This is a genomic window from Nitratireductor sp. XY-223 (assembly GCF_004959855.1).
In the GTDB taxonomy this organism is placed as follows: domain Bacteria; phylum Pseudomonadota; class Alphaproteobacteria; order Rhizobiales; family Rhizobiaceae; genus Hoeflea_A.
Genome location: NZ_SPNT01000007.1, coordinates 14,619 through 38,876, shown reverse-complemented (window position 1 = coordinate 38,876; position 24,258 = coordinate 14,619). Strand labels below are relative to the sequence as shown.

Below are 24,258 nucleotides of genomic sequence, written 5' to 3'. Positions count from 1 at the left end.
CACTGATCCTCACATGACCGGGAAATGCTCGCGCAGCAGCTTGAGCACCGAATTGGCGCCGATGGGCGGTCCGAACAGGAAGCTCTGCGCGTAGTCGCATCCGAGCTCCGCCAGTTCCTCCGCGTCCTCCTCGGTCTCGATCCCCTCGGCGACGATGTTCATGTCGAGGTCACGCGCCATGGCGACGATCGAGCGCAATAGGACGAGCTGCTTCTCATTGGTGGCCCTGACCAGCGACTGGTCGATCTTGATCGTGTCGAAGGGAAAGCGCGTCAGGTAGGACAGCGAGGAGTGCCCGGTTCCGAAATCGTCGAGCGCCAGTTGCAGGCCGAGATCCTTGAGGCGCGCGAGCACGCGCGCGGCCTGTTCGGGATTGTGCATGACCACGGATTCGGTGAGTTCCAGCTTCAGCATCGGCGGCTTGCAGCCGGTCTTGGTCAGCACCGAGCGGATATCGTTGTAGAGGTCGTTGCGCAGAAGCTGCGCGCTGGAAAGATTGACCGACATGAAGATCGGAATCTGCCCGAGCGTGCGGTACCAGGACGCGATGTCCTCGCATGCCTGTTGCAGCGCGTACATGCCGAGCTCGACGATAAGGTCGGAACTCTCTGCGATCGGGATGAATTCCGTCGGCGGGATATTGCCCTTGCGCGGGTGGTCCCAGCGCATCAGCGCCTCGAAGCCGGCGATCTCCGCGCTCTCGATGTCGACGATCGGCTGGTAGACCATCGTCAGCTCGTTGCGTTCCAGCGCCCGCCGCAGGTCGGATTCGATCTGCAGCTTGTCGGCCCCGGCGGCACGGAACGCGGGACGATACGGTTCGATGCGGTTGCCGCCGACGCGCTTCGCCTGGTACATGGCGAGCTCTGCATCCTTCACCAGTTCCAGCGGCGAAGCCATCTCGTCGACCCAGGTCACCAGGCCGATCGATGCCGTCAGGATGATTTCCTTCTGCCCGAAATTTATCGGCACCATGATCGCCTTGGCGATGCTCTCCGAAAAGGCCGCCACCTTGGCCGGTTCCTGCTCCGACAGCAGGATAAGGCCGAACTGGTCGCCACTGATGCGCGCCAATGTGTCCTGCGGCTTGAGCAGCCGCTTCAGCCGGCGGGCGATGGTCAGCAAGATGGTATCGCCGGCGGAGATGCCCAGCTCGTCATTGACCTGCTTGAACCGGTCGATATCGATGGCGAAGATCGTCGGCCGAACCGCTTCCTCGGCGCTGGCGAGCGCGATGATCGCGTCGAGCCGGTCGACGAAGAGTTCGCGGTTCGGAAGGCCGGTGAGGTTGTCGTGGACGGCGTCGTGCAGGAGCCTTTCCTCGGAGCTCTTCTGCTCGGTGACGTCGATCAGCGTGCCGACGCAGCGGATGACCTCGCCGTCGGAGCCGACCACCGGGCGCGCGCGCAGGGCCAGCCAGTGATAGTGGCCGTCTTCGGCGCGAATGCGGAACTGGTGGTTGAGCCGGCCGCGACGGTGTTCGAGCACCACGTCCAGGGTCGTGCGGAATCGGTCGCGGTCGTCCGGGTGAATGCGCGGGAGCCAGTTGCGGGCCGGGCCGAACAGGCTGCCCGGCGAAAGCCCGAGCTGGCGGCTGACATCCGGCATGGTGACGATGCGGTCGCGCGAAACGTCCCAGTCCCAGACGATGTCGCCCGAGCCCGTCAGCGCCAGCGACTGGCGTTCCAGGTCGCTGAACAGGCCCTGTTGCGCGCCGCCGCCGGCAAAGGCGTGCTGCATGACGGTGAAGCCGATCAAAAGCACGATCAGCACCAGTCCGCCGCCGAGCGCCGGCTGAACGATGTCGTTGGACAGCTGGCCGCTCACGGTCAGCCAGGCGCCGAACAGCCAGCAGATGATCAGAACCCAGGTGGGGATCAGCATGATGGCCCGGTCGAAACGGTTGAGGCCGAGATAGGCTATCAGCCCGGTTCCGGCGATGACGGTCGCCGCGAAGGAGAAGCGGGCGAGGCCGGTCGCGATCACCGGATCGTAGACCGCGAATGCCGAAAGGATGCCGAGCCCGACGATCCATGCCAGGGTCGCGAAGCTCAGATTGGTGTGCCAGCGATTGAGGTTCAGATAGGTGAACAGGAAGATCACCAGGCCGGCCGCCAGCGTGATTTCCGTGCCGGCGCGCCAGATGCGCTCATCGGTCGGGGTCGTCTGGACAAGCTTCGACAGGAAGCCGAAATCGACGCAGATATAGGCAAGGACCGCCCAGGCCAACGCCGCGGTCGCCGGCAGGACCGATGTTCCCTTCACCACGAACAGGATGGTCAGGAAGACGGCCAGCAGGCCGGCGATCCCGAGCACTATGCCTTTATAGAGGGTGAAGGAGTTGATGGTGTCCTTGTAGGCTTCCGGTTCCCACAGATAGAGTTGCGGCAGGTCCGGCGACGAAAGCTCCGCGACAAAGGTGATGATGGCGCCCGGATTGAGGGTGATGTGAAACACATCCGCCTCGTCGCTCGGGACCCGGTCGAGCGCGAAGCCCTCGCTGGGGGTGATCGAGACGATCCGTTCCGAACCCAGGTCCGGCCAGAAGAGGCCGGAATTGGCGAGCCTGAAATGCGGCGCGACGATCAGCCGGTCCAGCTGCTCGTCGGAGACATTCGCCAGTGAAAACTCGGCCCAGTCGCCGCTGTGCCGGTCGGAGCTCGCGCGAACCTCGATGCGCCGGACGATGCCGTCGGCATCGGGCGCCGTCGATGTCTGGAAAGCATTGCCCCTTTCGACGTGGACATCGGTCGTCGCCGTCAGGTCGAGAGCGGTGTCGTCCCTTGAGATTTTCACCGTTTCCGCCGGGAAGGCCGAGACGGCCGAAAACAACAACGCCAGCAACGCGCAGGCCGCGAGGGCCAAGTGCCGCATGTCTCGAACTGTCTGGGCAGGCTGACAACGCATGGTGCTAACTATGACCCGGTATTTTCTTTTGTTTTAGCCGTCGCAGGGCCATCCCGCGCCACATCGTCGGAAAGCAACGCATAAAGATGGTGATCACGCCACTTCCCATTGATCTTAAGATAACCTCGCAGATAGCCTTCATACTGAAAATTGGCCTTTTCAAGGAGCCTGACCGAACGATTGTTCTCCGGAATACAAGCAGCTTCTATTCGGTGCAACTGCAACGTCTCAAAGATATAGGGAATTGCCGCCTTCAGACCGGCGAGCATAAGGCCCTTGCCGGCGCTGTCTTCCGACATCCAGTAGCCGATCATGCAGCTCTGGGCGGCTGCGCGCCTGATGTTGCCGATGTTCAATCCGCCGACCAGCTGATTGCTGCCCGAAAGGAACAGGAACAGCGGTACGGCCCTGCCTTCGCGATAGTCCTGCTGGTAGCGGTCGATACGCCTGCTGAAGGACTGACGCGTCAGATCGTCATGCGACCAGACCGGCTCCCAGGGTTCGAGAAAGCGACGGCTTGAGCCGCGTACCTGCGACCACATGGCATAGTCACGGCGGGACGGGAAACGAAGATAGACCCCGTCGCCGTCAATACGCAGCGCTGCTCCGCGCCTCGGCAGGAAACGAAGCGGCGACACGGCGATTACCCGATGGCGGCCTGACGCGTGCGCCCGGTCGCAAGTCCGGATCCGATCTCTTCAAGGGCCATCAGCTTGTCCAGAGGCCCGACGGCCGAAAGCGTGACCGGTGTGTCGAAGAACAGCCGGCCCGACAGGTCGGTCAGGCGCTGCGGGGTGATGTTGGCCAGCCGATCCATCAGCTCGTCATTCGGAATCGGGCGGCCGTAGAGCAGCATCTGCCTGGCGATCTGGCTGGCTCGCGCCGCCGGGCTTTCATGCGCCATCAGCAGCCCGGCCCGGAACTGCGCGCGTGCCCGCTCGATTTCCGATTCATCGACACGTTCCGCCACCTTGTGCAGTTCGTCCAGGATAACGGGCACAAGTTCCGGTATGTCCTCTTCGCCGGTTGCCGCGTGGATCCCGAAGACGCCGGTGTCGGAAAAACCCCAGTGCAGGGCGTAGACCGAGTAGCAAAGGCCGCGGTGTTCGCGCACTTCCTGGAACAGGCGCGACGACATGCCGCCGCCGAGCACATTGGCGAGGATCTGCGATGCGTAGAAATCCCGGGCGTGGTAGGCGCGCCCCTCGAAGCCGATGAGAAGCTGGACGTCCATCAGGTCGCGCTTTTCGCGGTATTCGCCGCCGGTGTAGAGAGCCGTCTTTTCCTGCGGCATCACGTCGGGGGAGGTGGGAATGCCGGCGAACCCGTCTTCCACCAGCCGCACGAGTTCCGCGTGATCGACGGCGCCGGCCGCCACGATGATCATCTTCTCGGCGGTGTAGTTGCGCTTCAGATATTTGCGGATCTGGTCCGGCGTGAACGACTGAACCGTGTCCGGCGTGCCGAGAATGGATCGGCCGATGGTCTGGTCGCGGAATGCCGTCGAAGAGAACTTGTCGAAAACGACATCGTCGGGCGTGTCCATCGCTGCCCCGATCTCCTGCAAAATGACGTGCTTTTCGCGGTGCAGTTCGGTTTCGTCGAGCACTGAATTCGTCAGGATGTCGGCGAGGATGTCGATCGCCAGCGGAACGTGGTCTTTGAGAATGCGGGCATAGTAGGATGTCGTCTCGACGGAGGTTGCGGCATTGACCTCGCCGCCGACATTCTCGATCTCCTCCGCGATCTGCCGCGCCGACCGCCTGTCCGTGCCCTTGAATGCCATGTGTTCAAGCAGGTGGGCAATGCCGTGTTCGCCGGCCGTCTCGTCCCTTGAGCCCGATCTGATCCAGACGCCGAGAGCGACGCTCTCAAGGTGGGGCATGGTTTCCGTTACGACTGTCAACCCGCTTGCGAGACGGGTACACTCAACGCTCATTTTTTGTCCCGGTTTTATGCCGCAGCGCGTGCATTTCGGGCAATGTAGGTCTCAACCTGGTCGAGATCCGGCTGCAGTCTTTCATAGGTCTCCTCCCGATGCATCAGATCAGAGAGCCACGACGGGAGGGCGGGGTCAATACCGCTGGCGGATTTTACTGCATCGGGGAACTTCGCCGGATGCGCTGTCGCCAGTGTCACCATGGGCGCGCGCGGTCTTTCAAACCTGCGTGATACATAAATGCCGGACGCTGTATGCGGGTCGAGGAGGTAGCCGCTTTCCTGCAGCGTTTCCTTGATCGCCGCGGCCGCTTGCCGCTGTGTCGCCTTGCCGGCGCCGAACTCCTTCTTGATCCCCTTCAGCGCGTCGGGGTCGATCGTAAAGGCGCCGGATTGGCTCAGTCCGTCCATGCACTGGCGCACGGCGCCGGAGTCACGGTCGAACGCATCGAAAAGCAATCGCTCGAAATTCGACGAGATCGCGATATCCATCGATGGCGACGTCGTCGGCACGACTTCGCGCATCTCGTAGCGTCCGCTGCGCAGCGTGCGCGCCAGGATGTCGTTTTCATTGGTCGCGATGATGAGCTTCGCGACCGGCAGGCCCATGCGCTTGGCGCAGTATCCGGCGAAGATGTCGCCGAAATTGCCTGTCGGCACCGTAAATGAGACCTTGCGGTCCGGTGCGCCGAGCGAGATGGCACTGGTGAAGTAGTAGACGATCTGCGCCATGATGCGCGCCCAGTTGATCGAATTGACGCCCGACAGGCGGACGCGATCGCGAAAGGGACCATCGTTGAACATCGCCTTGACCAGGTTCTGGCAGTCGTCGAAATTCCCTTCGACGGCGATGGCCCGCACGTTCGACGCGCCGGATGTGGTCATCTGGTGCTGCTGCACCGGCGAAACCCGCCCATGCGGGAACAGGATGAAGATATCGGTGTTGTCGCGCCCGGCGAACGCCTCGATGGCAGCGCCGCCGGTATCGCCAGACGTTGCCCCGACGATCGTCGCCCTTTGGCCGCGCGCGCGCAGCACGTGATCCATCAGCCGCGCCAGGAGCTGCATGGCAACGTCCTTGAAGGCGAGCGTCGGTCCGTGGAAGAGTTCCATGATGAAACTGTTGGCGCCGCTCTGCACCAGCGGAACCACCGCCGGATGCCTGAACGTGCCGTAGGCCGCATCGATCATGGCGCGGAATTCGTCGTCGGGAATCTCGCCGTCGACAAAAGGCTGGAGCACGGTGAAAGCAATGTCCTGGTAGGATTTTCCGCGCAGCGCACGAATCTCTTTTCTCGATAGCTGCGGCCATTGTGCGGGCACATACAGTCCGCCGTCCCGGGCAAGGCCCGTCAGGAGCGCATCGCTGAAGCCGAGTGCAGGGGCTTCACCTCTCGTCGAGATGTATTGCAACGGGTCTGTTCCTGTTAGCTTTCACCCGCGGCCTTGCGGATGGTGTTGTGATGAAATAATGCGCTGGTATAGAACATTGAAAAGACTCGTGAAAGAGCGGAGATTCAGCGACCACAATATGGTCCACCTTCGCTCCTAGCCTGTCTGGTTAACTGGACTGAGAGGGACGGGAAGTGGCATCTGAAAATATCGTTCGTCTGTTCGTCGTGGGGGCGCTTGCAGCGCTGGTTGCCGGCTGTAACTCCTCCGGTGTGGGCGGGCTCAATATCGGCCAGGGCGGCTCGGGCGGCCAGCAGGGCGGCGGTGTCGATCAGGCCACCGGGTCCAAGGTGGTGCAGGGTACATGCCCGAAAATCGAGCTGCGCGAGGGGACGGCCTATTTCAGGAAATATGCCCGCGGCGGCGAGGACGACCCATCGAAAATCCTCTACCAGGCGGCCATTGCGGACACCACGCGCCAGTGCAGCGTCACCGGCGATCAGATGACCATACAGGTGGTCGCGGCCGGCCGTGCCGCGGCTGGCCCGGCGGGCAAGGCCGGCACGATTAAGATGCCGATCAGGGTCGCGGTCATCGAGAAGGGCACCAATAAGGTGATCTATTCGGAGCTGTCGCAGTTCGAGACCACACTGCCGCCCGGCACGCCGACGACGCAGTTCCTGTTTACCGACCCGAAGGTGAACATTCCGATCACCGCCTCGCGCTCGGTGCGCATCTTCGTCGGTTTCGATGAAGGTCCCTACGATCAGGGTTGACGGCCGGCGTCATTTTCAGGCGACCATGGTTGGTTAAAGTCACCGGATTGTGCAACTATCTGACCGGCGATTCTTGATCGACGGTGAGGGATGACTGTCTACCGCAAAGAGGCCGCCACGCTGGTGGCGATTGCCGCGCTGATCTTCTTTCTGTTTTTTGGCGAGTCGCTGGCTCCCGATATCGTCGGCCCGGCGACCTCCATGCTGCTCCTGGCCGTCCTCTTTTGCGTCATGCTGTGGGCGGCTTTCAGCGTGGTGCGTCACGCCGAATGCCTGGCTGTCATTCTCGGGGAGCCCTATGGCACGCTGATCCTGACCCTGTCGGTCATCGGCATCGAGGTGGCGCTGATTGCAGCGATCATGATCGCCGGCGCAGACAAGCCGGCACTGGCGCGCGACACGATGTTTTCCATCATCATGATCGTGCTGAACGGGCTCGTCGGGCTCAGCCTGGTCTTCGGCGGTCTGAAACACCGGCTGCAGGAGTACAATCTCCAGGGCGCCAGCGCCTATCTGGCGGTGCTGATGCCCTTCGCGCTGCTCGGCCTGGTCCTGCCCAGCTACACGCAGTCGGCGCCCGGAGGCCAGCTTTCCGTCCTCATGGCGGCGTTTCTGATCATCATGTCGGTGCTGCTCTACGGTATTTTCCTTGCCGTGCAGACGATCACCCACAGCGACATCTTCAAACACCGTGTCTCCACCGCCGCCGGTGTTGATGATGACGACGACCACCATGGCGACCATGTCCGGTCGATTCCCTACCACACCGCCGGCCTGGTCGCGGCGCTGCTGCCCATCGTGCTGCTTTCCAAGCAGTTGGCGGTTTATGTCGATTTCGGCATCGGAGCCCTGGGGGCGCCGCTGGCGTTCGGCGGCTTCATGATCGCGGCGCTGATCCTGACCCCCGAGGCGCTCAGCGCCATCCGCTCGGCGCGCCGGAACCAGCTGCAGCGGTCGGTCAACATCTGTCTGGGCTCGTCGCTTTCGACGATGGGGCTGACGATCCCGACGGTGCTGATTATCGGGTGGATCATCAACGAGCCGGTGGAACTGGGCCTCGAGACGACGGAGATCGTCATGCTCGCGGCGACGCTTGCGGTCAGCCTCGTGACCTTCATGAGCCTGCGCGCCCATGCGCTGCTGGGGGCAGTGCACCTGTCGCTGTTCGCGGCCTATGTGGCGCTGTTGTTCGACGGATCGGTCTAGCGGCAGCGCCGCCTCACGAGAATTCCGACCAGCCGGACAGCGCCTCGACCACCGGGGGCAGGTCGACGAGCCGATTGATGACCGTCTCTGCGCCTGCCTCGGTCAGCCGGTCGGCATGCGAAGGGTAGGTGTGGGAGGCGCCGGTGAAGCCGACGACCCGCATCCCGGCGGCGCGGGCGCCCTCGATGCCGTGGACGGAATCTTCCAATACGATGGTCCGCGACGGGTCGGCCTGCATCTGTTGTGCGGCGTGCTCGAACACGTCCGGCGCCGGCTTTGGCCGCTTTTCGCCGACCGCGGCTGCAGAAAAGATGTTCGGCGCGAAGATTTCATGATAGCCGGCGCGCTTGAGCATCGCCTCGATGCGGTGCGGCTTGGAATTCGAGCAGACGCAGCGCGGCAGGTCGATCCGGGCGACCGCCTGGTGCACGCCGCCGATGGCCTTAACGGATTTCGCCAGTTTCTCGTCCAGCATCTTTTCCGATTTGTCGAGCAGGCTCGCCTGGAGCAGCAGGCCCGCTTCCTTTTCGACCGTCAGCAGGATGGTCTTCCAGTCCATCCCCGCGAAGCGCTCGGCAAGCTCCGATGCCTCGATCGGATAGCCGGCCTCGGTCAGAAGCTTCGCCTCCATCTGTGTCGCGATGATTTCGGAATCGACCAGAACGCCGTCGCAGTCGAATATGATGAGGTCGAAGCCCGCCATGAACAGTTCCCGCAATGAAAGAGAATGGCCGCGCTGATACACCATGGGCGCTAACGGCACAATGTCACGTTTATTATCCGCGCCGCGTTTTCGATTTGATAACCATATTGAGCAACCATGGCCCGAGTTCTTCGAGTAAGCGTATTCGGGTATCCTATGTCAGTTCTTTCCCTCGCCGACATCCAACGTGCACCGCCGTCGCACGCCGCGCCTGTGATCGACACGATAATCAAGGGCGATTGCGTTGCCGCCCTGGAGGCGCTTCCGGAGAAATCGGTTGACGTGATCTTCGCCGATCCGCCCTACAACCTGCAGCTTGGCGGCGATCTTCACCGTCCCGATCATTCGAAGGTGGACGCGGTCGACGACGCCTGGGACCAGTTCGATTCCTTCCAGGCCTATGACGCCTTCACCCGCGCCTGGCTGCTGGCCTGCCGCCGCGTTTTGAAACCGGCCGGTACGGTCTGGGTCATCGGCTCCTACCACAACATCTACCGGGTGGGCGCGATTCTCCAGGATCTCAATTTCTGGATTCTCAACGATATCGTCTGGCGCAAGACCAACCCGATGCCGAATTTCCGCGGCCGACGCTTTCAGAACGCCCATGAGACCATGATCTGGGCGAGCCTGGGCCAGAATGCAAAAGGCTATACCTTCAACTACGAGGCCATGAAGGCGGCCAACGACGATGTTCAGATGCGTTCGGACTGGCTGTTTCCGATCTGCAGCGGTTCCGAGCGCCTCAAGGGCGCCGACGGAAAGAAGGCCCATCCGACGCAAAAACCCGAAGCGCTGCTGGCGCGTGTCCTGATGTCGTCCAGCAAGCCCGGCGATGTGGTGCTCGATCCGTTTTTCGGCTCCGGTACGACCGGCGCGGTCGCCCGGCGGCTGGGGCGGCACTACATCGGCATCGAGCGCGAGCAGGACTATATCGATGCCGCGTCCGAACGGATTGCCGGCGTAAAGCCGCTTGGAGACGTCGAACTCACGGTCATGACCGGCAAGAAGGCAGAGCCGCGCGTCGCGTTCAACGTTCTGATCGATGCCGGACTGATGAAGCCGGGCACGCGGCTACATTGTGCAAAACGGCGCTACAGCGCGATTGTCCGGGCCGACGGAACGCTTGCCAGCGGCGATGATTCCGGTTCCATCCACCGCCTCGGCGCGAAACTGCAGGGCCTTGATGCCTGCAACGGCTGGACGTTCTGGCATTTCGAACAGTCGGGTGCGCTGCAGCCGATCGACGCCTTGCGTCGGATTATCCGCGACGAAATGGCCCGCGCCGGCGCCTGACCACCGATATACTGAGGTCGAATAATTCGGCTTTTCAGTATTTTACGCCCAAACCCTCAAGCTGTGAGGCGAGATTCTCCGCGCCGGCAAAATGCACCGCCTTCCAGCCCGCCGCACGGGCGCCCTCGACATTGGCCGGGCTGTCGTCGATGAACAGCGTCGCCGCCGGCTCAAGCGCGAAACTGGTGACATGTGTGTCATAGATTTCCCGCTGCGGCTTGATGACGCCGACATCGCCTGACACGGTCACGCCGCGTGTCTCGCTGAGAAAGTCGAACCGGTCCACCACCTCGCGAAACGTGTCGGACGCGAAATTCGTCAGCATCGTCACATCGTGCCCGCTGCGGATCAGGCCGCGCATGATATCGACGCTGCCTTCATAGGCGTGCGGTACCATCTCGTGCCAGTTGCTCCTGAAGGCGCGGATGTTCTCCACGTGGTCGGGATGCTCCTCGATCAGCAATTCCTCGGCCTCGCGCCAGCCGCGGCCGCGGTCCTGCTCGACATTCCAGTCATGTGTGCAGACATTCTCGAAGAACCAGCGCCGGTCGTCTTCGTCAGGAATGATACGGCTGAATGGAATTTGCGGATCGTAGTGCAGGAGCACCCGCCCGATATCGAAAACGACGTGATTGATCGTTGCGTGCGTCAAAGCAAAAGTCCCTTTTTGGTGAGGTTCGTATCCGGTTCCGACTGAATAGCGGCGGCGATTGCCTTTTTCATGACAGTCGGCAGGGCTTCGCCGGAAAGCCGCTCCGGCTCAGACCACCAGCCGCCGTCAAGGGCCGGCCTTTCCGTGAAGTCGGCCCTGTAGACGTCGAGCCGCAGCTCGAAATGGGTAAAGACGTGCCTGATCGTGCCGGCCATCTTCCAATTGCCCGCAAATGGCGCCGCCTGCGGCCCCAGTTCGCCGTCCCGGCGCGCCGTCCAGGCGCTTCCCGGCACTTCCGTCATGCCGCCGAGCAGGCCCGCCGGCGGCCTTTTGCGCAGGAGGACGGCGCCGTCGCCGGCGACGGCGACGAACGTGGCGCCGCGCCGGACCGGCCGCTCCGCTTTCGGCGGCTTGACCGGGAAGGACTCCGCGTCGTCCCGACCGGCGACCGCGCAGGACAGGTTCAGCGGACAAAGGCCGCAGGCCGGGCGTTTCGGTGTGCAGATTGTCGCGCCGAGATCCATCATCGCCTGGGCGAAATCGCCCGGCCGGTGCTGTGGCGTCAGCCGGGCCATGTGGTCCTTGATCGGCGCCTTGGCTGCCGGCAGCGCCTCCGAAACTTCGAACAGCCGCGCCACGACCCGCTCGATATTGCCGTCGACCACGGCCGCGTGGCGGTTGAAGGCAATCGCGGTGATCGCGGCGGCGGTATAATCACCGATGCCGGGCAGGGCCTTGAGGCCGGCGATGTCCTCCGGAAACCGGCCACTGTGGTCGGATACGATCCGTTCGGCGCATTTTTTCAGGTTGCGCGCCCTGGAATAGTAGCCAAGGCCCGCCCAGGCCTTCATGACGTCGTCGTCATCGGCGGCTGCGAGCGAATGCACGTCCGGCCAGCGCTCGACGAATGTCAGGAAATAGGGACGCACGGCCTGTACGGTGGTCTGCTGCAGCATGATTTCAGAGAGCCAGACATGGTAGGCACGAGGTGTCACACCGCGCTTCCGGTCCGCGGGCGACACGCGCCACGGAAACGTCCTGTGGTTCCGGTCGTACCATTGCAGCAAGGCGTCTGTGATGTCCTGGTTGGCCATGATCTCCTGCGGGCGTTGCGGCGCTTCCAAGGGAGTTGTAAGCTTCGTCCGCACCGTGGCAAGTTCCCACGGCGCAATACGGGGATCAATTCACAGGGCAGCCGCAATCCATGGCCGATCGCAAGGGCATTGTTCAGATCAGCGAGATCGCCAACGGCGTGCTCGATCCGGTGCTCGCCAAGCGGGCGGGCATCAACACGATGCTGCTTGGCATGTGGGACGAGATCGCCGGACCGGATTTCGCCGAATGTACCCGTCCGGAGAAGATTAAGTGGCCGCGCCGTACCGGCGCCGATTCCTTCGTTCCGGGGACCCTGACCATCGCCTGCGAAGGTGCGCGGGCCCTGTTCCTGGTCCATTCGCAGGACCAGCTTATACAGCGTCTCAACAGTTTTTTCGGTTTTCCGGCGATCGATCGCATCAAGATCGTGCAAAAGCCGGTTTCCGACAGCCGCCCCCGCGCGCGACCGGTGCGCGAGTTGCCGCCGCACCGGCAGAAACGCCTCACCGATCTCGTATCGGGAATCGAAAACGACAAGCTGCGCGAGGCATTGTCGCGGCTGGGCAGGGGCGTGTTCGGAAAAAACGGGAGCAACGGGTAACGCGGTTGTGAAGTTCGCCGCCCTAAAACGGTTGTCCTGCCACAATTGTGGCGATAACTAACGTGCAGCAGAAAACCGCGAAATGCAGGATTCCGAGAAAGGTCGTTTGAATGCTCCAGTCCACGAAATCCGCCACCCGCACGATGTCCAGACTGGTTGCCGGCGTGGCACTGGCCGCCCTTGTCGCCGCATGCAGCGACAGCGGTCAGGATACGACCCGCGTGTCCGAGGCCGACAATGCCGCAACCACAAGCGGAGCCGGGGTCGATCCGGTAACGACGGCGGCGGTGGAATTGCCGCGGGCCGCGGGCGACGTCGACATGGCCGAGGTCATGAAACCGGGCCCGATGGAGGAAATGTACCTGGGCGAACCGGATGCGCCGGTCAAGATCGTTGAATACATGTCCTTGACCTGCCCGCACTGCGCCAATTTCCACAACAGCACGTTCAAGCAGATCGTCACGGATTACGTGGATACCGGCAAGGTTCAGTTCATTGTCCGCGAGTTTCCGTTCGATCCGCGCGCCACTGCCGCCATCATGCTGGCGCGCTGTGCACCGGACGGAAAATTCTTCCCGATGGTCGACGTCCTGATGCAGCAGCAGGCGAACTGGGCGCGCGCCGAGGACGCCGCAGCGGCGCTCTTCAACATCTCCAAACTTGCCGGTTTTACACAAGAGTCCTTTGAGGCCTGCTTGACGAACCAGAAGCTTGTGGACGATGTGAATGCAGTCAGGAAAAAGGCGGCGGAGGAATTTGGGGTGAATTCGACGCCGACCTTCCTGATCAACGGAAAGCGGTATCCGGGGAACATGTCGGTTGAAAGCATGTCGGCACTCATCGATAGCCTGCTTTAACCCCGATCATTCCAAAGGCGGTGATCGGGCGCCGTGCGTCGCGTTTGTTCGCGGCGCGGGGCCACCCGGAATTGGCAGCAGGGTGATCTGATATGAAGTTCACCAAACTGCGGCTTTTGGGTTTCAAATCTTTCGTAGAACCAACTGAATTCGTTATTGAAAACGGTCTGACGGGCATCGTTGGACCGAACGGATGCGGCAAGTCCAACCTGGTCGAGGCCATGCGTTGGGTGATGGGCGAGAACTCCTACAAGAACATGCGCGCGTCCGGAATGGACGATGTGATTTTTTCGGGCTCCGGCAACCGTCCGTCGCGCAATACGGCCGAGGTCGGCCTGTTCCTGGATAACCACGACCGTACCGCCCCGCCGGCCTTCAACGATGCCGACGAGGTGCAGGTTTCGCGGCGAATCGAACGCGAATCAGGCTCCGTCTACCGCATCAACGGCAAGGAAGCGCGCGCCAAGGACGTGCAATTGCTGTTCGCGGACGCCTCGACAGGCGCCCGTTCGCCGTCGATGGTCGGTCAGGGCCGCATCGGCGAGCTGATACAGGCCAAGCCGCAGGCGCGCCGCCAGCTCCTCGAAGAGGCGGCGGGCATTTCCGGCCTGCATTCGCGCCGCCACGAGGCGGAGTTGCGCCTGCGAGCCGCGGAAACCAATCTGGAGCGCCTCGACGACGTCACCTCGGAACTCGAGAGCCAGATCGAAAGCCTCAAGCGCCAGGCGCGGCAGGCAAACCGCTTCAAGAAAGTCTCGGCTGACATCCGCGAGGCCGAGGCGACCCTGCTGCATATCCGGTGGAGCGAGGCGAAGACCGCCGAGGGCGAGTCTGAATCCGCGCTTTCCAAGGCGACGGCCGAGGTGGCCGAACGGGCGCAGGAGCAGATGGAGGCGGCCAAGCAGCAGGCGATATCCGCGCAGAAGCTGCCCGCCTTGCGGGATCTTGAGGCAAAGGCCGCCGCCGCGCTGCAGCGGCTGCAGATCGCCCGCGGCCAGATCGAGGAAGAGGCCGAGCGCATTGCCGGCCGCAAGGCCGAGATCGAGCGGCGTCTGGTACAGCTCAAGGAAGACATCGCCCGCGAACAGCGGTTGATTGCCGACAATGCGGGCATTCTGGAAAGGCTCGATACCGAGGAAAAAGAGCTGAGCGAAGCACTGGCGGAAGCCGGTTCCCGGTCTCAGGCCGCTGAAACCGCCTTTTCGGAGGCCGAGGCGAAGCTGAAGCAAAGCGAAGCGGCGCTGGCGAGCGCGACGGCTGAGCGCGCCGAGGCCGCCGCGACCCGCGGCCAGCTGGAGCGGACCATTCGCGATGCCGGCGAACGCCACGACCGCCTTGGGCGGCAGATTGCCGAAAGTCGGGAAGAACTGGCCGGCATTGCAGAGAAAATCTCCGGCCTTCCCGATCCGGTCGAGAAGAAGGCCGCCGTCGAAACCGCCGAACAGGCCGTTGCCAGGCTCGAGGCGGGACTGGTCGAGATCGAGGAGGCGATCGAGGCAGAGCGGCGTCGCGAGGTTGCGCTGCGCCAGCCAGTGCAGGAGGCGCGTTCGAACCTCAATCGCATCGAGACCGAGTCGCGGACGATTTCGAAGATCCTCAATTCCGGCGCCGGTGCCGATCTGTTTCCGCCGGTCGTCGAGCAGATGCGTGTCGACCGCGGCTTCGAGGCCGCCCTCGGCGCGGCCCTTGGCGACGATCTCGACCAGCCGGACGATCCGGCGGCGCCGGCGCACTGGCGTGTTGTCGAGACGCCGGCGGACGATCCGCAATTGCCGGCGGGCGTCGTTGCGCTCAGCGACCATGTTGCCGCCCCGCCGGCGCTGGGGCGGCGCCTGGCGCAGGTCGGCGTTGTCGCGACGCAGGAGGAGGGCGATGCCCTGCGATCTGAGTTGCGGCCCGGTCAGCGGCTGGTCAGCCGCGAAGGCGCGCTCTGGCGCTGGGACGGATTTACGGCCGGCGCCGACGCGCCCACGGCGGCGGCGCAGCGTCTGGCGCAGAAGAACCGCCTCGCCGAACTCGACGCCGAGGCCGTCAGCGCCACCAAGGTGTTGCGGCTGGCCGAGGAGGACCTGAAGAAGACCGAGGATGAACTCAAATCCCGGGAAACGTTGCTGCGCGAGACCCGCGACACGTTGCGCGAGGCGCAGCGGGCGCTGGTTGCTGCCCGGGAGGCCCACGCGGGCGCAGAAAAGGCCGCCGGTGAGTTCAGCAGCCGCCGGGCGGTCCTGACCGAATCGCAAAAGCAGCTGACCGCACAGAGCGACGAGGCGGCCGGGCAACTAAAGCAAGCCGAAATCGCGCTTGCCGCGGCACCCCCGTTGGAGGCGCTGGAGGAACGGCTTCAGCGCCTGACGGCCGAGGTCGCGACCGACCGTGCGGGGCTTGCCGAGGCGCGCGCCGGTTTCGAGGGTCTGCGACGTGAGAACGAGGCACGCGAGCGACGCATCGAGGCGATTGCCGCAGAGCGTGACAGTTGGGTGGAAAGGGCGAGCAGCGCGCAGGGGCATATCACGACGCTCAAGCAGCGCCTGGAGGAAGCCGAGGCGGAAGCGCTCAAGATCGCCGACGCGCCGGACGAGATCGACCGACAGCGCCGCGCGCTGATGAACGAGCTTTCAAAGGCCGAGGAACAGCGCAAGGAAGCCGCCGACATCCTGGTCACGGCCGAGGAAACGCAGCGCGAGGCGGACCGCACTGCCGCCAAGGCGGTCGAGGTGCTGGCACAGTGCCGCGAGCAGCGCGGCCGCGCCGAGGAACGGTTGACCGCGGCGAAAGAGCGGCGCACCGACGCCGAGACCCGTATCCGCGAAACGCTCAATTGCGCGCCGCACGAGGCAATCAGGCAGAGCGGACTGGAGCCGTCCGACGCGTTGCCGGATCCGGATCAGGTCGACCGCAGGCTGGAGCGGCTCAAGATCGAGCGCGAACGGCTCGGCGCCGTCAACTTGCGTGCTGAGGAAGAACAGACGGAGCTGGCGGAACGCCTGGAGACGATCGTCGTCGAGCGCGAGGACGTCATCGAGGCGATCGGCATGCTCCGCCAGGCGATCCAGAACCTCAACAAGGAGGGCAGGGAGCGCCTGTTGAAGGCGTTTGACGTCGTCAACGAACAGTTCAGCCGCCTCTTCACACATCTGTTCGGCGGCGGCACAGCGGAACTGCAACTGATCGAATCCGACGATCCGCTCAATGCCGGTCTCGAGATCCTGGCGCGGCCGCCGGGCAAGAAGCCGCAGACGATGACGCTGCTGTCCGGTGGCGAGCAGGCGCTGACGGCCCTGGCGCTGATATTCGCCGTGTTCCTGACCAACCCGGCGCCGATCTGCGTGCTCGACGAGGTGGACGCGCCGCTCGACGACCACAATGTCGAGCGCTTCTGCAACCTGATGGACGAGATGGCGGCCTCGACGCAGACCCGGTTCATCCTGATTACCCACAATCCGATCACCATGGCCCGCATGAACCGGCTGTTCGGCGTGACCATGGCGGAGCAGGGTGTATCGCAGCTCGTGTCGGTGGACCTGGAAACCGCCGAACAGATGCGCGATGCCAGCTGATCTGGAATTCGCCTGTCGATTCAATCGATAATATTGTGGCCTGTGACCTGATGGCCTATGGCGTTCCTGCCCACTGATCGGCTATCAGAACCCCGGCGGCTCATCCCGGTTGGAGGGGAATAATGACCAAATGGGTCTACACGTTCGGCGACGGTACGGCTGAAGGCAGCGCGCAGGACCGGAACCTGCTCGGCGGCAAGGGAGCGAATCTCGCCGAGATGAGCAATCTCGGCCTGCCGGTGCCGCCTGGCATGACCATCACCACCGAGGTGTGCAGCTGGTTTTACGACAACGGCCGGTCCTATCCCGGTGACCTTGCGGATCAGGTGAAGGCGGCGCTGGCGCATATCGGAAAGCTCACCGACCGCACCTTCGGCGATGCCGAGCGCCCGCTGCTTTTGTCGGTGCGTTCGGGTGCGCGGGCCTCCATGCCGGGCATGATGGACACGGTGCTCAACCTGGGCCTCAACGACCAGTCGGTGCTGGCCATGGCCCGCGACGCCGGCGACGAGCGATTCGCCTATGACAGCTACCGCCGCTTCATCCAGATGTATGCCGATGTCGTCATGGGTCTCGACCACGAGGTTTTCGAAGACATCCTCGAGGACGAGAAGGCCCGCCACGGCCATGAACTCGATACCGACCTTTCCGCCGAGGAATGGAAACAGGTGATCGCCCGCTACAAGCAGACGATCGAGGAGGAACTGGAAGAACCGTTCCCGCAGGATCCCGAAGAGCAGCTCTGGGGTGCGATCAGCGCGGTGTTCTCCAGCTGGATGACGGCCCGCGCCGTCACCTACCGCCAACTGCACGACATTCCCTCTGACTGGGGCACGGCGGTCAATGTCCAGGCCATGGTTTTCGGCAATCTCGGCGACGCGTCGGCAACGGGCGTTGCATTCACCCGCAACCCGTCGACGGGCGAGAACGCGCTCTACGGCGAATTCCTCGTCAACGCCCAGGGCGAGGATGTGGTGGCCGGTATCCGCACGCCGCAGAACCTGACCGAGCGGGCGCGGCTGGAGGCGGGATCGGACCGCCCGTCGCTGGAAAAGCTGATGCCGGACGCCTTCGAGGAGTTCAAGGGTATCTGCGATCGGCTGGAGAACCATTACTGCGACATGCAGGACCTGGAATTCACCGTCGAGCGCGGCAAGTTGTGGATGCTGCAGACCCGTTCCGGCAAGCGAACGGCGAAGGCGGCACTGAAGATTGCCGTGGAACTCGCCGAGGACGGCGTGATTTCGCGCGAGGAGGCGGTCCGGCGCATCGATCCGGCCTCGCTCGACCAGCTTTTGCACCCGACCATCGATCCGCGCGCCGCGCGCGACGTCATCGGCAGCGGCCTTCCGGCATCGCCCGGCGCTGCGACCGGCGAGATTGTCTTCACTTCCGAGGAGGCCGTCGCCAAGGCCGAAGCCGGCCACAAGGTCATCCTCGTGCGCGTCGAAACCAGCCCTGAGGACATTCACGGCATGCATGCGGCGGAAGGCATCCTGACGACACGCGGCGGCATGACCAGCCACGCTGCCGTGGTCGCCCGCGGCATGGGAACGCCCTGCGTTTCCGGTGCCGGCAGCCTGCGCGTCGACATGCGCTCCGAAACGCTGCTGACGGTGTCCGGCCCGCTGAAGAAGGGCGATGTGATCACCGTCGACGGCTCGACAGGCCAGGTGCTCAAGGGAACGGTCGCCATGCTGCAGCCTGAGCTTTCCGGCGATTTCGGCCGCATCATGGAATGGGCCGACACCGCGCGCCGCATGAAGGTCCGCACCAACGCCGAAACCCCGGCGGACGCGCGCGCCGCCCGCTCGTTCGGCGCCGAAGGAATTGGCCTGTGCCGCACCGAGCACATGTTCTTCGACGGCGACCGCATCGTTGCCATGCGCGAGATGATCCTTGCGAACACCGAAGACGGCCGCCGTTCGGCGCTTGCCAAGCTGTTGCCCATGCAGCGCTCCGATTTCACCGAGCTGTTCGAGATCATGAAGGGTACGCCAGTCACGATCCGCTTGCTCGATCCGCCGCTTCACGAGTTCCTGCCCAAGTCGGACGAGGAGATCGACGAGGTGGCCGCGGCCATGGGTGTTCCCGCCGACCAGTTGCGCGAACGCACCGAGGCGTTGCACGAGTTCAACCCGATGCTCGGCCATCGCGGCTGCCGGCTGGCGATCTCCTATCCCGAGATCGCAGAGATGCAGGCGCGCGCGATCTTCGAGGCGGCGATTGCCGCCGGCGCGGACACCGGCGAACCTGTGGTGCCTGAAATCATGGTGCCGCTGGTCGGCCTGCGCGAGGAGCTGCGCTTCGTCAAGGCGCGCATCGACGCGGTGGCGAAGGACGTCATGGGCGAGGCGGGCCGGCAGATCGACTACCTCGTCGGCACGATGATCGAACTGCCGCGCGCCGCGATCCGGGCGCACCGGATCGCCGAGGAGGCGGAGTTCTTCTCCTTCGGCACCAATGACCTTACGCAGACCACCTTCGGCATCTCGCGCGACGATGCCGCGGCGTTCCTCGGCACCTACCAGAAGAAGGGCATCATCGAGCAGGACCCGTTCGTGTCGCTCGATCTCGACGGCGTCGGCGAGTTGATCGAGATCGCCTCGGACAAAGGCCGTGGCGCGCGCCCCGGGATCAAGCTCGGCATCTGCGGCGAGCACGGCGGCGATCCGCTGTCGATCCGTTTCTGCGAGAAGATCGGCCTCGACTACGTCTCCTGCTCCCCCTTCCGTGTGCCGATCGCGAGGCTGGCGGCAGCGCAGGCGGCGCTGGAGGGGTAGGGGAGATCCTGCACTCGTTCCGGGGAATCTAAGGCTGTTGCTGCGATTGCCTGTGCCGCATCGCGGCCGGAGACTGGCCGATTTGCTCGCGGTGTTGCGGCGCATCGGACCAGGCCGCACCGCCCGGTTGCCTAGCGTTCCTGACCGCTTCCAGTGCCTGTTCGACCGCGTTCCGGTTGAGATCTTCCTGCGCATTTTGCCGGATCATAAACAGCGCAACCCCTGCGATGAGCAGCGCGGCGACAATTTTGAAGGTTTTGTTCATTGGTGGGCCTGGATCACTTCACCAGTTTGGATCCGGAAACACAGCAGTCCGACCTGCGGGCCGGCGGCACGCTGTGCTTCAGCCAGCACACCGATCGGGGGCCCTGGACACCGGGGCGAACCCATGTCCACGCCCTGCATCTTGATTCATCCGTGCACGCGGCCCAGCAGATGTTCGGGTCGGCATATGCCTGTTCGAAATTGCGGTAGTCCTGGCCCGGCCGGTCAATGCCTTGCTCCATGCCCGCGGGAAGGCTCGTGTCCTCCGCTTTCGAATATCGGTAGAGGAAGACGAGGCGGCTAAAGGCGGAAGAATGGCCGACATTCATGGCGAACGCGGTGTAGGGGACGTCCTTTTTCGCTTCCGCCTTCAGGATGACCGTCGCCTCGGACTTGTTGTCGGGCCACAGCTTCACGGAACCGGCCTGGATCGTGCCGATGTTCGAGTTGGTTTCGTAATCCGACGGATACTGGGAGGAGGTGCTTGCTAGGATGTTATTCGCTGAAAAAACGGTGGCGGACGTCCATTTGTGCCCGCAGGGCGGGCGGCCGGAGAGCTTGCGAATGCGAATGGCGAACTCTTCGCCTTCATGCAATTCCCTGACGTCACGGTCCAGCGTGAAGCGCACCCTGTAGGATCCGATACACTTGTCGGATCTGTACCGGATGGAGAAGCCGGCCTCAAAATCGGATCCTCTCCGGTCCCAGGCCACCGGCATGTTCTTGTTGTCGGTGATCTCGAAAACCTTCCACAACACGAATGTGTCCCGAGCGCCCGCATGTCCCGAAAGGCCGGCAAGAATAACGGAGGTAATAGCGAGACAGCGCATCCAACCCTTGAACATCGGTTCCATCCTTCCCTTTCGCCCGTCCCGGACCGGCCCGAAAGCCCCGAGGCGGGAGACCGCGATCATTCCCGATTGGAATGAAATACTAGCAGCGCCGCCGCGCCGGCGGCAGCTGCCTTGTCTCTGCAAATTGCGTACGGATGTTCATCCTGACCCTGGGTAACAACTGGGGGCTCGGATGTTGCCCCCTGCCTGTCAGCGGGATGATTTCACAGGGTAATTCGCGTTATTTACAAACCTTGGATATAATCCGGCGGCGGCAAATCAATACGCTCAATCAGGTAGCTGCACGACCAGGATGAACACAAACGAAGATAATGTTCTCGGTATCCTGAACGAACTTTATGCCACGGGTCTCGGGGAACGAAGCTGGCTCGACACCTTGAGTTCGATCAACGCGCTGTTCGGCGGCGCCGGGGTGAATGCGTTTGACTTCAGCCGACCCACCGGCGCACCCACGACATGCTATATCGGTGACGGAAACGATGTCGGGCGAAGCGACTATATCGACCACATCCATTCCATCGACCCGCGCCTTCAATACGTGATCGCAAGACAGGGGCCCATGATGTCGTGCGACTACGATGCGCTCCCTGAAGAAGCCATGCGCCGCCATGAATATTATGATTGGCTGGGCCGGGTTTGCGGCATGAAGTATCACATCGGAGCGAAATTCATCGATGACGGTGACGTGTTCTCGTGCATCTCCATCGAGCTTGGCATAAAGCACGGACCGCCTGAACGCGAGGATTTCAATCTGCTTGGGTTTCTCGCGCCCCATATCGCCAATTCCTGGCGCATGTCGCAACGCCTCGCTCAGGCTGCCCGTGTCGACGATTTCAACCTGGCCCTGTTGGAAACAGTGCCCTGGGGGGTTGTGACGATCGACCACAGCGGCCGCGTATTGTCGGCAAACAGCGCAGCACGGAAGATCGTGAATCGCGGCGACGGACTGCGCATCGAGCACAGGTCCTTGTGCGCACGCCGGCCGGCTGACGACCGGCGCCTTCAAGGCGAGATCGGATTGTCGCTGAAGACGGCCCGCGGCGAAGGGCTGCATCCCGGCGGCAAACTGGCGATCGGCCGGCAGGACAAGGACCTTCCCTACGGGGTTCGGGTCATGCCGCTTAAACACGTGACGGGCATGCGGCCGCAGGGCGTGCCGTTCGTGGCGGTGGTGATCGCGGACCTTGTCGAGCCGCAACTGCCCGACACGGAGGATCTGGTGACCTTTCTCGGCTTCAGCCTGCGCGAGGCGGAGGTCGTCCTTCTCGTTGCGAAAGGCCTGCCGCCGGCCGATGTGGCGAAAACCTTGCGGATCTCTGCAGGCACCGTTCGGACCCACCTGTCCAACGCGATGGCAAAGGCCGGCACCAACCGCCGGTCCGCGCTGGTTGGCCTGATTCACAGCCTGCCGGGCCGCTACGGGCAGTCCTAGTGCTACGGGATCGGCGACCGAAGGCGCGCCGTCCCGCGATGCCTGACGCGGCGGTCGGCCCGCCGTCCTAGGTCCCGCAGCGATGGACAACCCAGACATTCGGTTCAATGTAGCGGCCGGTGTTGTGCTCGACGTCCATTTCGACGGGATTGAGCGCGAAAGGCACAATATGTTGCCCCGATCCGGGAAATCGCTGCCCCGTCCATTCCTCCCACTCGTCAATGGTTCCGGAAATGATCATCGACTCCCGGCAGATCCCGACGGTTTCGCCCCCCAGGCGCTGATGCACGCGAAGCCAACCGTCGAAGGCCCGGCCTTCCGGGTCCTCCCAGCCGATATAGTCTTCCATCGCGATCAGCGGATAGGCGTGTTTTCCGTTGGGCCGCACCGGCAACAGCACAAATGCCAACTCTCGCCCTTTGGCGTGCCTGATCATCTCGCGTGCTGCGGCCTCGCTGAGGTTCCGGCCTCTGAACGCCTTGTCAACGACGACCTGCACGCCCATCAGGGCATTGGGCCTGGTTCCACGCTCGTGATCCGCCACGGATTTCTCGACGCCCCAATCCACGCCCCTGTCCGGCAGATTGTCGAAGTCGGGGCCGACGCTCAGAGGCACCATGTTGATGACCGCTGCGATCTGGCCGTCGATGAGCACGGAAACCTGATCGGCCGCGAAATAGGAAATCATCTTGTCCCAATTGGCGATCGCGACAGGATCGTGACGCATGAATTCAGGCCAGGCGGAACTGCCGACGGCCCCGTGCTGGCTCTCCAGATCAGGCCGGTCCGACAAGGAGGATATGGTGTAGACCACGCCGTTCGAAGCGGCGCCTGAAGTGTGTTCGGAAGACATGGATATTCTCCGTTGAGCTTAGTCAAAAGGTGCTTGTTTTCGTGCTCAGGCGGTATCCATGCTGCGGTCAACTCCCGTTCCCGATGATGCGGTCAAGTGTGCCGCTAAAACAATCCGATTTGCAAGCCTACGCCGGCGATTTTGGCGCAATGTCAATCGACCTATCGGTAGAGATCGCTGTTGAGATAGCGCAATCCGGTGTCGATGATGACAGTGACGATCCTCTTTCCCGGTCCGAGTTCCCTGGCGCGCCGGAGCGCGGCCCAGACATTGGCGCCCGAGGTGATGCCGCCGATCACGCCTTCCCGTTGCGCCAGCAGCCGCGCGCCCGAATAGGCGTCCTCATCCTTGACCGGGATGACATCGTCGATCAGGTCCCGGCGCATGATGCGGGGCACAAAGGAAAGGCCGATCCCTTCCAGCTTGTGGGTGCCGCCGGTGTCGCCGCCCGAAACGTTGCGCACGTTATAGGGCTCCACTGCGACGACCCGTGTATCCGGATTGTGTTCCTTCAATATCTCCGCATTGCCCGAGATGCAGCCTCCGCCGCCGGCCGCCATCACGAATTCGTCTGGCGGGCCGTCCATTTGCGCAAGGATTTCCCGCGCCATCCCGTGGTAGCCGCGCTTGTTGTCCATATTGTTCACCTGGTCGGGCCAGAAGGTGCCGGGCTCACCGGCCAGCTCTTTCGCCCGGGCGATCATGCGGTCAAGCACGTCGGCCGTCAGCCTGCCGCCATCCGCATGGACGATCTCGAGCGTTGCCCCGAAGGCCTGCATCGTTTGCAGCTTCTCCTCCGAGAACCCGTTTGAGGTTACGAAATGGGCCTCGTAGCCGCGGACCGCGCAGACCATGGCGAGGGAACTGCCTGTGCTGCCCCCGGTATATTCCACGACACGACCGCCCGGTTTAAGCACGCCGCGCCGTTCCGCCCCCTCGATCATCGACAGGGCCATGCGGTCCTTCATGCTGCCCGTGGGGTTCGCTCCCTCCCATTTGACGTAAACGTCGGCGCTGTCCGGACCGGTCAACGTCTTCAGCCGGATCAGCGGCGTGTTTCCAATTCCCTGCATATCGACTCCGCTCGTGGTGGAG

The 24,258-nt window shown here is 63.2% G+C and carries 19 protein-coding genes; 8 read left to right on the top strand and 11 right to left on the bottom strand.

What is annotated here, in order from left to right:
* Positions 1-9: 9 nt before the first annotated feature.
* From E4M07_RS20945 to thrC, 4 genes are read right to left on the bottom strand one after another with little or no spacing between them, the layout of a single operon-like run.
* Positions 10-2,874: an EAL domain-containing protein gene (locus E4M07_RS20945; RefSeq protein WP_246660534.1), complete on the bottom strand. Its 2,865-nt coding sequence runs from the start codon at positions 2,872-2,874 to the stop codon at positions 10-12.
* Between the two features lie 41 nt (positions 2,875-2,915).
* Positions 2,916-3,551 (bottom strand): GNAT family protein, encoded by a 636-nt coding sequence (locus E4M07_RS20940; RefSeq protein ID WP_136660357.1) that lies wholly within the window; start codon positions 3,549-3,551, stop codon positions 2,916-2,918.
* Positions 3,551-4,846 (bottom strand): pitrilysin family protein, encoded by a 1,296-nt coding sequence (locus tag E4M07_RS20935; protein ID WP_136660356.1) that lies wholly within the window; start codon positions 4,844-4,846, stop codon positions 3,551-3,553. The genes E4M07_RS20940 and E4M07_RS20935 overlap by 1 nt, the downstream gene beginning before the upstream one ends.
* Positions 4,847-4,860: 14 nt before the next feature.
* Positions 4,861-6,258: a threonine synthase gene (gene thrC / locus E4M07_RS20930; protein ID WP_136660355.1), complete on the bottom strand. Its 1,398-nt coding sequence runs from the start codon at positions 6,256-6,258 to the stop codon at positions 4,861-4,863.
* 173 nt (positions 6,259-6,431) lie between these two features.
* On the opposite strand from thrC, the gene E4M07_RS20925 reads away from it, so the two are divergent.
* Positions 6,432-7,013, top strand: a complete 582-nt coding sequence (locus E4M07_RS20925) for a hypothetical protein (RefSeq protein WP_246660533.1) — start codon at positions 6,432-6,434, stop codon at positions 7,011-7,013.
* Positions 7,014-7,103: 90 nt separating this feature from the next.
* Positions 7,104-8,219: a calcium:proton antiporter gene (locus E4M07_RS20920; protein ID WP_136660354.1), complete on the top strand. Its 1,116-nt coding sequence runs from the start codon at positions 7,104-7,106 to the stop codon at positions 8,217-8,219.
* A gap of 13 nt (positions 8,220-8,232) precedes the next feature.
* Here E4M07_RS20920 and E4M07_RS20915 read toward each other — a convergent pair whose 3' ends face one another.
* Complete coding sequence (locus E4M07_RS20915; RefSeq protein ID WP_136660353.1) at positions 8,233-8,922, bottom strand: HAD family hydrolase; 690 nt, start codon at positions 8,920-8,922, stop codon at positions 8,233-8,235.
* A 156-nt stretch (positions 8,923-9,078) separates the two neighbouring features.
* Between E4M07_RS20915 and E4M07_RS20910 the strand changes: the two genes are divergently transcribed.
* On the top strand, positions 9,079-10,215 hold the full coding sequence (locus E4M07_RS20910; protein WP_136660352.1) for a site-specific DNA-methyltransferase: 1,137 nt from the start codon (positions 9,079-9,081) through the stop codon (positions 10,213-10,215).
* A 34-nt stretch (positions 10,216-10,249) separates the two neighbouring features.
* Here E4M07_RS20910 and E4M07_RS20905 read toward each other — a convergent pair whose 3' ends face one another.
* Positions 10,250-10,867 (bottom strand): HAD family phosphatase, encoded by a 618-nt coding sequence (locus E4M07_RS20905; RefSeq protein ID WP_136660351.1) that lies wholly within the window; start codon positions 10,865-10,867, stop codon positions 10,250-10,252.
* Complete coding sequence (mutY, locus tag E4M07_RS20900) at positions 10,864-11,961, bottom strand: A/G-specific adenine glycosylase (RefSeq protein ID WP_136660350.1); 1,098 nt, start codon at positions 11,959-11,961, stop codon at positions 10,864-10,866. The genes E4M07_RS20905 and mutY overlap by 4 nt, the downstream gene beginning before the upstream one ends.
* A gap of 110 nt (positions 11,962-12,071) precedes the next feature.
* Here mutY and E4M07_RS20895 point away from each other — a divergent pair, with 110 nt between their 5' ends.
* The 4 genes from E4M07_RS20895 to ppdK all read left to right on the top strand — a co-directional run bounded on the left by E4M07_RS20895 (position 12,072) and on the right by ppdK (position 19,760).
* Positions 12,072-12,563 carry a DciA family protein gene (locus E4M07_RS20895; protein WP_136660349.1) on the top strand — a complete coding sequence of 164 codons (492 nt, stop codon included), beginning with the start codon at positions 12,072-12,074 and terminating at the stop codon, positions 12,561-12,563.
* Between the two features lie 110 nt (positions 12,564-12,673).
* On the top strand, positions 12,674-13,420 hold the full coding sequence (locus tag E4M07_RS20890) for a DsbA family protein (RefSeq protein ID WP_246660532.1): 747 nt from the start codon (positions 12,674-12,676) through the stop codon (positions 13,418-13,420).
* A 92-nt stretch (positions 13,421-13,512) separates the two neighbouring features.
* Positions 13,513-16,977 (top strand): chromosome segregation protein SMC, encoded by a 3,465-nt coding sequence (gene smc, locus E4M07_RS20885; protein WP_136660348.1) that lies wholly within the window; start codon positions 13,513-13,515, stop codon positions 16,975-16,977.
* A 122-nt stretch (positions 16,978-17,099) separates the two neighbouring features.
* Positions 17,100-19,760, top strand: a complete 2,661-nt coding sequence (ppdK, locus tag E4M07_RS20880) for a pyruvate, phosphate dikinase (RefSeq protein ID WP_136660347.1) — start codon at positions 17,100-17,102, stop codon at positions 19,758-19,760.
* Positions 19,761-19,788: 28 nt separating this feature from the next.
* Here ppdK and E4M07_RS20875 read toward each other — a convergent pair whose 3' ends face one another.
* Positions 19,789-20,025, bottom strand: coding sequence for a hypothetical protein (locus E4M07_RS20875; protein ID WP_136660346.1), 237 nt, complete (start codon positions 20,023-20,025; stop codon positions 19,789-19,791).
* A gap of 13 nt (positions 20,026-20,038) precedes the next feature.
* The gene (locus tag E4M07_RS20870) at positions 20,039-20,869 is read right to left on the bottom strand and encodes a PAN domain-containing protein (protein ID WP_206057336.1); all 831 of its coding nucleotides are present in this window, start codon (positions 20,867-20,869) and stop codon (positions 20,039-20,041) included.
* Between the two features lie 301 nt (positions 20,870-21,170).
* Here E4M07_RS20870 and E4M07_RS20865 point away from each other — a divergent pair, with 301 nt between their 5' ends.
* Entirely contained in the window at positions 21,171-22,310 is a 1,140-nt protein-coding gene (locus E4M07_RS20865; protein ID WP_136660344.1) for a LuxR C-terminal-related transcriptional regulator, read from the top strand.
* Positions 22,311-22,377: 67 nt separating this feature from the next.
* Here the strand turns inward: E4M07_RS20865 and E4M07_RS20860 are convergent, their stop codons facing one another.
* Together E4M07_RS20860 and E4M07_RS20855 are read right to left on the bottom strand one after the other, a co-directional pair.
* Positions 22,378-23,163, bottom strand: a complete 786-nt coding sequence (locus E4M07_RS20860; protein ID WP_136660343.1) for a hypothetical protein — start codon at positions 23,161-23,163, stop codon at positions 22,378-22,380.
* Between the two features lie 161 nt (positions 23,164-23,324).
* Complete coding sequence (locus tag E4M07_RS20855; protein ID WP_136660342.1) at positions 23,325-24,236, bottom strand: cysteine synthase family protein; 912 nt, start codon at positions 24,234-24,236, stop codon at positions 23,325-23,327.
* Positions 24,237-24,258 lie beyond the last annotated feature (22 nt).